Annotated in this window: 9 protein-coding genes; 7 read left to right on the forward strand and 2 right to left on the reverse strand. The window is 55.7% G+C overall.

The genetic code is table 11. The features are described from left to right. Window positions 1–29: 29 nt before the first annotated feature. Genes WYS_RS12760 through WYS_RS15420 form a run of 3 tightly spaced genes read left to right on the forward strand, consistent with a single transcriptional unit; the run spans window position 30 to window position 1,639 of the window. Window positions 30–527: an ArsR family transcriptional regulator gene (locus WYS_RS12760; RefSeq protein WP_019178563.1), complete on the forward strand. Its 498-nt coding sequence runs from the start codon at window positions 30–32 to the stop codon at window positions 525–527. 7 nt (window positions 528–534) lie between these two features. Then, complete coding sequence (locus tag WYS_RS12765) at window positions 535–1,059, forward strand: tRNA (cytidine(56)-2'-O)-methyltransferase (protein WP_019178564.1); 525 nt, start codon at window positions 535–537, stop codon at window positions 1,057–1,059. Continuing rightward, window positions 1,040–1,639: an HD domain-containing protein gene (locus WYS_RS15420; RefSeq protein WP_019178565.1), complete on the forward strand. Its 600-nt coding sequence runs from the start codon at window positions 1,040–1,042 to the stop codon at window positions 1,637–1,639. The genes WYS_RS12765 and WYS_RS15420 overlap by 20 nt, the downstream gene beginning before the upstream one ends. Window positions 1,640–1,716: 77 nt before the next feature. On the opposite strand, the gene WYS_RS12775 is transcribed toward WYS_RS15420, so the two are convergent. Continuing rightward, on the reverse strand, window positions 1,717–1,989 hold the full coding sequence (locus WYS_RS12775) for a PRC-barrel domain-containing protein (protein ID WP_019178566.1): 273 nt from the start codon (window positions 1,987–1,989) through the stop codon (window positions 1,717–1,719). 287 nt (window positions 1,990–2,276) lie between these two features. After that, window positions 2,277–2,411, reverse strand: a complete 135-nt coding sequence (locus tag WYS_RS16565; protein WP_272898430.1) for a hypothetical protein — start codon at window positions 2,409–2,411, stop codon at window positions 2,277–2,279. 300 nt (window positions 2,412–2,711) lie between these two features. Here WYS_RS16565 and WYS_RS12785 point away from each other — a divergent pair, with 300 nt between their 5' ends. Genes WYS_RS12785 through WYS_RS12800 form a run of 4 tightly spaced genes read left to right on the forward strand, consistent with a single transcriptional unit; the run spans window position 2,712 to window position 10,489 of the window. Then, complete coding sequence (locus WYS_RS12785; protein WP_019178568.1) at window positions 2,712–9,218, forward strand: pre-peptidase C-terminal domain-containing protein; 6,507 nt, start codon at window positions 2,712–2,714, stop codon at window positions 9,216–9,218. Between the two features lie 20 nt (window positions 9,219–9,238). Then, complete coding sequence (locus WYS_RS12790) at window positions 9,239–9,640, forward strand: hypothetical protein (protein ID WP_019178569.1); 402 nt, start codon at window positions 9,239–9,241, stop codon at window positions 9,638–9,640. A 37-nt stretch (window positions 9,641–9,677) separates the two neighbouring features. After that, window positions 9,678–9,920, forward strand: a complete 243-nt coding sequence (locus WYS_RS12795; RefSeq protein WP_019178570.1) for a hypothetical protein — start codon at window positions 9,678–9,680, stop codon at window positions 9,918–9,920. Further along, window positions 9,920–10,489, forward strand: coding sequence for a hypothetical protein (locus WYS_RS12800; protein ID WP_019178571.1), 570 nt, complete (start codon window positions 9,920–9,922; stop codon window positions 10,487–10,489). The genes WYS_RS12795 and WYS_RS12800 overlap by 1 nt, the downstream gene beginning before the upstream one ends. The last annotated feature ends 92 nt before the right edge of the window (window positions 10,490–10,581 follow it).

Consider the following 10,581-nt stretch of genomic DNA (forward strand, 5'->3'; position numbering starts at 1 on the left):
TATATTCTTTCAGACTAATTAGGTTGGCTATGAACAGAATCAAGGTCATCAACGAGCCATCGGAACTTGTACCGATGTTGCGCGCCGTTGATACCAAGGTGAAACGCGAGGTCCTCAAGGAGGTAACGCTGGAATGGCGCACCGCCAAAGAGGTCGAGGCAAAGTTCGGCGAAGAGGGTGCCGATGCCTTGAAGTTTTTTGAGAAGATGAAGCTTGTTGAAACCAGATGGCAATCGACCAGCGGCTCTTTTCCGGAAAAGGCGTATCACACTTACTACACCTCTTTTCACATCAACGCATCCTGGCCCGTGTATGAGATCTCCGACGTCCTTGCTGCAGCCATGATGCCCGAGGACGAGTTCGAGAAGCTTGAGAAGCAGATCTTCAAGGAGGTCGGGCCGGAGGGGCGCTTTGCCGGGGACATCGCGGAGAAGCTTGGCATAACGTCCACCATGCTCCGCAGCCTGGTCAAGCGCTCGGTCCGCCTCGATTACCGTGGCCATAGGATTGAGAGGCTCAAGGAGTGAGCCTCCCATGCCTGACATCTACATCCTGAGGCTGGGCCATCGCCCCGAGCGCGACAAAAGGGTCACCACGCACGTCGCGCTGACGGCGAGGGCGTTCGGCGCCCAGGGGATCTTCGTCTCCACCAAGGACGAGGAGCTGGAGAGGAGCGTCCGCTCGGTGGTGAAGCGGTTCGGTGGGGACTTCGCCATTACCACCGGGGTGAAATGGAAGGATCTCCTCAAGAACTTCGAGGGCACCACGGTGCACCTGACCATGTACGGGACGCACGTCGACGACGCCCTGCCCAAGATCAAAGAGGCCGTGACCGATAAGATGCTAATCGTGGTCGGCGCGGAGAAGGTCCCCCCGGACGTATATCAGTGGTCGACCTTCAACGTGGGCATAGGGAACCAGCCGCACTCCGAAGTGGCCGCGCTGGCCGTTTTCCTCGATCGCCTCAAGAGCGGGGAGGGGCTGCGCAACGACTTCCACGGCAAGATGACGGTGGTCCCTTGCGCCAGGGGGAAGAAGGTTGTCCACGATACCGAATGAGGAGGAATGCCTCCGCCTCCTGAGCGGGGCGGGCGCCGCTGACCGAGTGATCAAGCATGTATGCACGGTCATGATGGTGGCGAACGCCATCGCTGCAAGTTGCCACGCCGACCGCGACCTGGTCAGGGCGGGGGCGCTGCTGCACGACATCGGCCGCTCTAAAGTGCACGGCAACAAGCACTCCGCAGTAGGGGCTGAGATCGCCCGCGACCTCGGCCTCCCGGATGCCGTGGTCAACATCGTGCGGAAGCATATGGGGGCCGGCTTCACTCCCGAAGAGGCCGCCGCCATGGGCCTGCCCCCGGGCGACTATATGCCCTCCACTCTCGAAGAGAAGATAGTCTGCCACGCCGACAACTTGGTCGCCGACGACAGGATCATGAAGGTCAGCGGATCGATCGAGGATGCCAGGAGAAAAGGGTATGCGGGAACCGCCGAGCGCATGGCGGCGATGCACTCCGAACTCTCCGCCGCGTGCGGGGAGGACGTCGATCTCATCGTCAGCAGGGTGGACCTATCAAGCCACCAAGGTCCTTGTGCGAGGTACCTGCGCATGCCGATAGACAAGTGGCATGGCTGAAATCAGCCCATGGCCTCACGTGGGAAAGAAGAGTGTGGAACGCGGCCAGGCCGCGCGGTGTAAAATATTGCCGGGCTTCAGATCTTGGCCGCGGCCTTCTTGGTGGTGACCCTCTTGGGGAAGTACTTCAGGAGGATGATGTCGCCAACGGACATGATCCAGCGGAACGGAACGTTCACCGCCTTGGATTCCTCTACGAGCAGGGGATTGGTCTCACTGACGAAAAGGCCGTCCACACGCTTATTCTCGAGGTCGATCACAAGGTTGTTGACATTTCCCAGAAAGATCCCGTTCGATGTGTATACCTGCAGCCCTATCAGTTCTGACGCTTCCTCGAGCATGAGAGACATCCCGGTGCGGTATCATCATCTGAATAATAAATTGTTCGGGTCACGATAATCTCTGGAAGTTGTGTGCTTAGGTTTTCAGGATTGGTCTCGACAGGGCCCTCCCGCGGGCCGCGGGGACGGCCCGTCCATGGCGCCTCGGCGTCATGGTGATGACTTCCGCATGGTCATCGGACCGGCCCGATGACAGCACAGGTAAACAATCGGACGCTGATGGATGATATCAGCGGGGCGTCCGCTGCTAGCAGCACGAGAATGGACGTTCTGCATCCCTCTCGAATGCCGTGTTCTCACGAGGCCATGCCTCTTCTGAACAGCACCGACAGCAGCTGCAGGCAGAGGAAACGCGGCACCGCACCCTCACCCCAGGCGCAACCGCTCAGGCTCCTGGCCACGCCCCGATGGGTGGTCTTCCGGCACTTCATGCAGATGTGCAGGAGAATCACGTATCAAGGTGCTCACTCTCCGTCATTCGCTGAACAAGCCTGTCCGCGAGCGCGTCGCCGAGATGCCAGGAACACTTGATGTGGCGAGACGAAGGGAGAATAACAGAGCTAGATGTAAGCTGAAATGCATTTTATTAATGACCTGAACGATCGAGATCGTTACCGCTGGCCGATTAAGCTTTTCTTCGGAAAATTTACATGAATATAATTAAATAATTATACTCCTTAATAACATAATTAATATATATTTCGTAAGTGATTCCACTCGCGGGGAAAAATATGAGGTCCACGTTCCTCAAGTTGGTTAGCGTAGCTTGTGCTCTGATCATGGTCCTGACGATCTTCCAGGTCGCTGTGACCAACGTATCGGCCGATGCGGGGGGAGAGATGCGCATCGACGATCCTGTCGCTCACGATCACCGGCAGCTCACCATATCGAACTACGGCGCTTCGGGACCGTCGTTCATAATTCAGAACGGGACCCTTCACGTCGCCTGGATCGATGCAACGTTGGACGGCGTCAGACTTGATTATAAGAACTCGGTCGATAACGGCTCGACCTTTTCCCCCGACACCCCTCTCACACCCTCGTTCTTCTCCATCGACAACATCTCAATCGTCTCCTCCGGTCCGTTAGTAGGCATATCGTTCGAAGGACGCCTCACGGTCGAATCGAACCGCACCGTCTATGTCCTCGTCTCATCCGATAACGGCTCATCGTGGAGCAGAACGTATCAGGTATGCGACGGCTCGTCCTCCTCGGTAGCCGTGCAGAACGACGCTCTCTATCTCGGATTGATCAGGCCGTACGAGAACTCGTCAGTGTTCGCGATACTGGAGTTCGAGCTCGACGGCAATGATGTCGTGAACGCAACCTCCGTCATGGCCATGGAGACTGGCAACGGCATCGGGCGCATCGCAACTGACGGCTCATTGATTCACTATTCCGTTTACTGCACTTCCCCGTATCGTGCAGTGGTGCACGGCAGCATCGATCGCTACGGCACGCAGGTCGATGCGATATCTCTGCTTGCATCGTACTCTTTCGGCTCCGTTGCCGATCTCGACCTGATATCGAGTGACGGAAAAGTGTTCGTCGCGTGGACGTACAACAGCGAGTACGGCTCCGTGGTATCGGCGGCGTTCTCTTCCGATCGTATCGCGTGGAACTCGGCCATGATATCGCACGGTCCCGGAGCGAACGGCAAAGTTTCGGCGACAACGTATCGCGACGGCTTCTTCGTGGCATGGGAGAACGGCACCAGGGCGTGGACCGAGATATCAGCGTCAGTGATCTCATCGACCGGCGTTGTCGCAGATGTCATGACGCTATCGACCAGCCGCGTCGAAGCGTCATCCCCGTCCGTCGCGGTCGATCAGAACGGAGAGATCAATGCGGTCTGGACCGAAGCGCATCGCCACATGTCAGAGCTGTTCATGTTCCAGGACGTGCTGTACGACTCGCTGACGTTCGACGAGCTCGACGATTACATTGCCTCTTTGGACAACAGCGCGTTCAACGTCCCGTCCTCGAAAGCATGGCTTCTCGACCGGGTAGCTTCGATCAAGGACGACATCGAGAACGAGAACTACGCAGGCGCGCTGGACACGGTAAGCGAGGTCATGGCCACAGTAGACGGCTTCGCCGGCGGGAGCTGGAGCGATGACGTCGCTCTGCCGTTCGCGGCGCAAGAGAAGATATATGATGTGCTAGCGGGCGAAGAAGAGGAACTATCGTCGATGGTCGCGCCGTCGCTTTCCGGAGCAGGATCGATGTTGCCCATGGCCACATCGAGCATAACCAGTGTGCGCATCGAATCGCTCACCGCTACCTCTGTGACCATTTCATGGAGAGTGTCACTTCTCATCCCGGCGACTCTAAAGTATGGCACCACCACCTCGTATGGCGGCTCCGTGAGCGGAGGCATTGGACTGAACCAGCAGGCCACTCTTACCGGCCTGTTGCCCGGAACGACATATCACTATAAGATCGGCTCTTTCCTGCTGGGATATACGGACGATCAGACATTCACTACGCAATCGATAATGATATCCGATGTTGTATGGCGCTGTAGTTCGGACACCAATGGCATAAACGTTGTGATAACATGGAATACCAATATTGCTGGCACATCAGGCGTTGAGTACGGAGCAGCATCATCGTATGGGAGCACCGTCTCCGGCAGCTCAGGAACATCGCATCACGTCACGCTAACCAGCCTTGTGGGAGGGACTGTTTACCATTTCAGAGCCGTATCTGCCGCTTCATCAAATCCCGCCAACGTGGCTTACAGCAACGATATGACGTTCAGCACGAACATCGTGATATCTGATATTTCTGTCATGCAGATGACAGCCTACGCCATGATAATATCGTGGTCCACAAACATCGCCGGTTCGTCCCGCGTTGACTATGGGACAAGTCAATCATATGGGCAATCAGCAGATGGGACCAGTTCAAGGACGCCCCTGGTGATAGTGACCGATTTAACACCGGGAACTACCTACTACTTCAGAGTAGCTTCCGTCAATAACTACAACTCAAACGATGTGGCCACTGGTGTGAACATGCAGTTCACCACTCAGCAAGCCAACGACGCCGAGCAGAACGGCGATGCCGGCGATACGACGTCGACGGCCTTGCAGATAGTGTCTGGCGTGTTCTCAGGCGAGCTCTCCAGTCCTATCGATATTTCGGACTATTACAAGCTTTACGTTTACAGCGGCCAAAGCATCTCCGCTCATCTGAACGTGCTTTCCGGAGTGAACTTCGACCTCGCGCTCCTGGACCCGTCCGGTGCGGTTAAAAGAACATCAACCAACGGCGCGGGGACGAGTGAATCGATAACCTTCACGGCTGATTCCACCGGATACTGGTACCTGAGGATGAGCTACGTATCTGGCAGTTCGGCCGGCATTTATTCATTCTCTGTGTATCTTACAGCGGGACAGGACATATTCGTCCTGGACGTCGGCTCGACCAATGACTATATCATCACCGAGCATCTTCTGGGCATATCGCTGCTCAGCGGAACGGGATGGGGCGATGCGGCCGGCGGCATGAGAAACGGCACGGTCGGTTCGTCGTTCCTTCTTAACTTGTACGACAACTCGTACCAGAGCGATACCGGCTACCTCATAACGATCACCTACATGGCATCGCAGAATGTCATAGTCCAGGTGCTGAACAACGGAGTGTGGATCAATGTGGCGACGCTGCCGGGCAACTCCGCCACCGTTGCGAGGAGCTGGTCTTTCGTCCTCGATTCAGACTACCTGCAGGATTCCCAGTCCGACCTGGGCATGAACGTGCAGCTGAGGTTCCAGAACGCGTTCAAGGTCGACAAGATTGGCGCTGTCGCTTACTCATACAAGAGTGATTTCTCATCGCCCACGAGCCAACATAACCCCGGCATCTCTCTGGGCCAAGGCTGGATTCTGGACGGCCCAGTGGCCAACGGCACAGTCGAAGCCACTCTTGTCGTTTCCGTGCCGCTGACCCGCGTCAGCTACGAGCTGCAGCTCGACTTCCTGGACAGCAGGGACGGTCAGACGGTGCAGCTGTACACTTCGTCCGGGTGGGTGAACGTCGGCACGCTGCACCGGCACGGCTCGTCAGCATCGATTTACCTGGACATGAAGGACTACTACGATTCAGACGCGTCAACTCCGGGAATGAACCTGCTCCTCCGGGTGAACGGGCCGCTGTACAACCTTACCTCGGTAACGATGACGCCTGCGCTGGTGGACACGGACATCGGAATGCCCGGCGACGAGAGCATTTACTCTCAGCCGATGTATATGTTCGGCGTCACCCTGGTAGACAACGGGAACTGGTCTGGACGTACGATCTCGGACAACGGAAGAACGGTGAGGACCACCCTCACCGCCGAAGCTGCCTTCTATTTTAACGCTCCAGTGTCCGGGCAGAAGTATCGCATCGACATCAGCTACAAGACTGACAACGCCGGCTTGGTCTATCAATGGGACGGGACGATGTACCGGCCGGTGGGTTCGCTGATAGCGGACGGAGCATGGCATCTCTGCACGTTCTGGACGTTGTCCGGCGACTACTTCAATTACCCTGGCTGTGTGGATTCATTCATAGCCACGCCTTTCTTCATCTCTTCGTCGGGGACCACGGTCGACTATATATTTGTCAACGCCGACTCCGATCAAGATACGCTCGTCGACAAGCAGGAGATCGAGCTCGGAACGAGCCCACTGATGGCCGACACCGATTCCGACAACCTGCGCGATGATGTTGAGGTCTCCAAAGGAATGAACCCTACCAACCCTGACACTGACAACGACGGACTGATCGATGGAAACGAGCAGTGGTCTCAGACGTGGTCGACCGACGAGTTCATGCGGATCGACGGCAGCGGGAGCAACGATTGGTATGTCGCGAGCTACAAAACTATCTACCTGCCCGCAATCCCGAGCACCCCGGCCGCTCCGATAACTTCGGCGTGGTTGCATGTCGGCATCGCGCATAGCGACCTGAGCAACACCAGAGTGGTCATCTACAAGGGCGGCGACAGCTACAACGTGCACTTGACCGAGAGGAATGCCGTCAGCGGCACCCATCTTTTCAGAAGCTGGAACTTATTCAGCCTTGGATACGATGTGAGCGACTTCACGTCCGCGTCGTCGTGGAGCCTGTATATCGATGACTGGAGTTCAGGGGGCGGCCAGCTGCAGTACTTCCGGATACAGGTGAACGGAGAGACCGACCCTCTCGACGCAGACTCCGACGACGACGGCATTCTGGACGGCGAGGAGGTGAACCTCGGCACCGACGGATGGATCACCAATCCGGTGCTATGGGATACCGATTCCGACGGTCTGTACGATCTCAACGAGATCATCGGCCTCACCCCGTGCGGCCAAAAGACCGATCCAACTCGCCAGGACTCCGACAACGACGGCTTCGACGACGACGTGGACCGCAAGCTGGGAGACCTGCTCCTCAAGATCTCGGTCGACTGGGTCTCCAGCTCAACATGGGGAAACGTGTTCATCCGGTTCCACATCGACGGCAACGACTACGTGACGCCGGTGATCAACATGCCTAGCAATGGCGACAGAGTCTATCCCGGCTATGCATACTACATCGATATGGTGGACAGCCGCTCCTCCGTTTCCACGTTGGTCCAGCCATGGAACCAGGGCTGGGTGAGCGATTCTCAGCTGAAGTTCAACGGCGACAGCAACTGCGAGGCGCCGCCGTACGCTCTCGGCGGGGCCAGCGATTACCACGTCTGGTACGGGAACGACGTCAATATCGGGATCACCTTCAGCACGGAAGCGAGGCAGCCGGCCAATCTCATCGTGGTCAGCGGCGTGGACGGCGATGAGAGCTACGGCCTCGAGAAGTACGGCAACGAGTATAGGTACACCGCGGACGAGCAGATCATCGTGCTGTACGTGAACTGCGTTAGCGGAGCTTCGACAGCTCACTTCGTCAGCGGGGTGAACACTATCATGCTGCCACGCTCGGTGGCGATGGAGAGCAACATGAACTACACCTTCGCCGACCTGATGGGGCGGAGCGGAGGAACCATATTCAACGGCTACGACCTCAAAGTGTACTACGGCGGCAGCAACGCTGCCGGCAGCGTCATCATGATCGTGTCCGCCAACGACATGACCACCGATGAGGCGGAAACGCTTCTGAGCGAAGTAACTCACGCTCACGGCGGCAAGGTCGTCGGAGAGAGCACGCGGATATCCGGCGACGCGGTGTATCGCTTGCATCTGCCTTTGGACGCTCTCGACGCCATCGTTCTTCAGGACGTCGTCAACTCCCCGCTGAGGGACCACGGTCCCAACGACTATCTCGGTGTCATTACCAACATCGTGTACGACTTCTTCCTCGGAGCGGTCAACTTCTTCGCCAACTTGGCGCAGTTCGTGGTCGATCTCGGACTGGCGGTGATCGGTGCGCTTAAAAGCCTCACGCAACAAGCTTCGAACGCCATAGGCGCGGCGGTGACGGCGATATCGAACGCGTTGAATGCGTTCATTGATTGGGTATCCAGCTATGTACGCTCACTAACGCTCTCAGTGCTAGGCCAGTACGGCATCTCTTTATCCTCTTCTATGGAAGGACTGCCTGCTCTGGCGAGGGCAACAAATGATGCCGACGCTGAAGTGGTCCAATATGGCGAAGTAAGCGGAAATACGAAAAACAAGATGATGGTTGCCTTACTGGGCGATTTATTATCTGCGGCTCTAGTTCTGGTGATAGCTATCGATGCCATTTTAATCGCCACAAAAGTGCTCACTGCAGGCATGGCCTACCTCGTCGGCGTCGTTATCAGCATGATCGCCACGGTCATCATCGTAGAGATCATGAGATCCCATATGATGATCACATGCGGTGGTCAGACCCATCCTTTCTCTACCTATGATACGGCGGTAGATCTGGGAACTGCGATGGGAATGAATGACCCTAATGCGCACAATGCCCTCTTATGGATATGTGCAATAGTAGACACATTTGCGATCGGCCCCTTGGCAACCATCGTCGCAGCGGCTACGGGGCAGCTCGATCTATTGTTAGCCATCATGGCGTTGTCTATCGGTCTTTATTCGTTCATCAACAACGATAGAATAGTGGGGCTGTTTGCAATAGCGATGGCGGCAACCTCTCTGTTGACAACACTTGGTGAATACATTCTATCAAAGCTCTTACCCTCGCCGTTTGAGAATAAAGAGCTAAAGATTCTATCCGTCATATTGGATTCATCCTCTATTGGATTGGCAATCATAGTGAATTAAATAAACGATGGAGACATGGCATGACCCGATACGATATTCCTTTCAGCAGGTTCGCTCTGCGATGGGCCGTTATCTTTTTTCTGGCCTCTGTGACTGGGGGGCTGTTAGTTTATCCTCTGGCAGGCATCGGGGCCGTTCGCGTCACGTTTGTTCTTGGGCTCATCCTCTTCTCATTCCCGATCTTGATCGAGCTGATCTTCTCTCCGTACAAGCTGCTCCTGGGAGATGACGGGATTACCATGTTCTTCAGGTTGAGACCCTCGAAGTTCGTCTACTATTTGGAGATGGAAGGAATTATATTGGACCCGAACGACAAGATCCCCTCACTAAGATTGAAGGGAACAAGGATCGCGTATGGCATATCTCCGGATGCGGCAAGGGAGCTATCAAAAAGAATAAAGAGTGAATGTTCAGTTTACTGATGGGGCCGCTCCACTTCTTCTTTGAAACCTCTACGAAATGGAGGTCAGGTTCGAACTTGGAATGGGCGGCGTCCTCAACAGCGACCCCGAGCAGCACAGCTATGGCTGGCGGGTCAACGCTCTCTCGCTAGGCGTGGCGTCATTCTCGTTCGGCATGAACGGTCTCCTGCTGGGAATGGCGATGTCGGTGACCGCGGTGATGGAGGTTCTGGGAACATCTCTGGCAGAGACCTTGGGAGGCACTCCTGAAAATGCGGTCACTTCAGCCTGGCTATCATAGTGATTGACGGGATAGCCACGATTGTTTCATTAGTTGGCATGGTGTCTCTATTCAAAATATTCTCGAATAGGGGGATGAACGCCATGTCCTCAGATGGATCCTTACTTGCCACTAAGCCGGATGAGAATATATTCATATTCGAGCTGATAATGTCTCCCATATTCCTAGTCGGCGGCTCGATCGGCTCGCTCATAGCTCAGAACCTGATCCCTTTGCTCTCGCTTGTTCCAATGGCAGTTGTTTGGTATCTTGTCATTCATCATGAGCTCATCCGCCGTCCCGTTCGTATTCATATAGATGGCGACGTCCGCTTGGAATTCAGGACCAGACCTCCGATGAGCATCCCCTTTGAGACTGTTGAATGGATCGACTCTTCCCCTGGGGATCCTAAGACACGAGCGGGAAGGATCAACCGAGGAGGGAAGATGAAGATCAAGGGAAGAAAATACCCGATCCCGCTAGGCTACGAAGCGGCCGAGGCAGTTCGGCGAGCATACGCGGGAAAGCAAGGAAGGTATCCGCCACCGCATCCGCGTTTGGCTGGAACGTATAATATGAGCAGAGAATGAGTGTGGGCTGTTCAGCATGGCGACCGGAGTGGTTGGCATTTATGATGCAATGACTCATCACGACCCGTTCGCCAGGAACATTGGAATCGTAG

The organism is Methanomassiliicoccus luminyensis B10 (assembly GCF_000308215.1).
GTDB lineage: Archaea > Thermoplasmatota > Thermoplasmata > Methanomassiliicoccales > Methanomassiliicoccaceae > Methanomassiliicoccus > Methanomassiliicoccus luminyensis.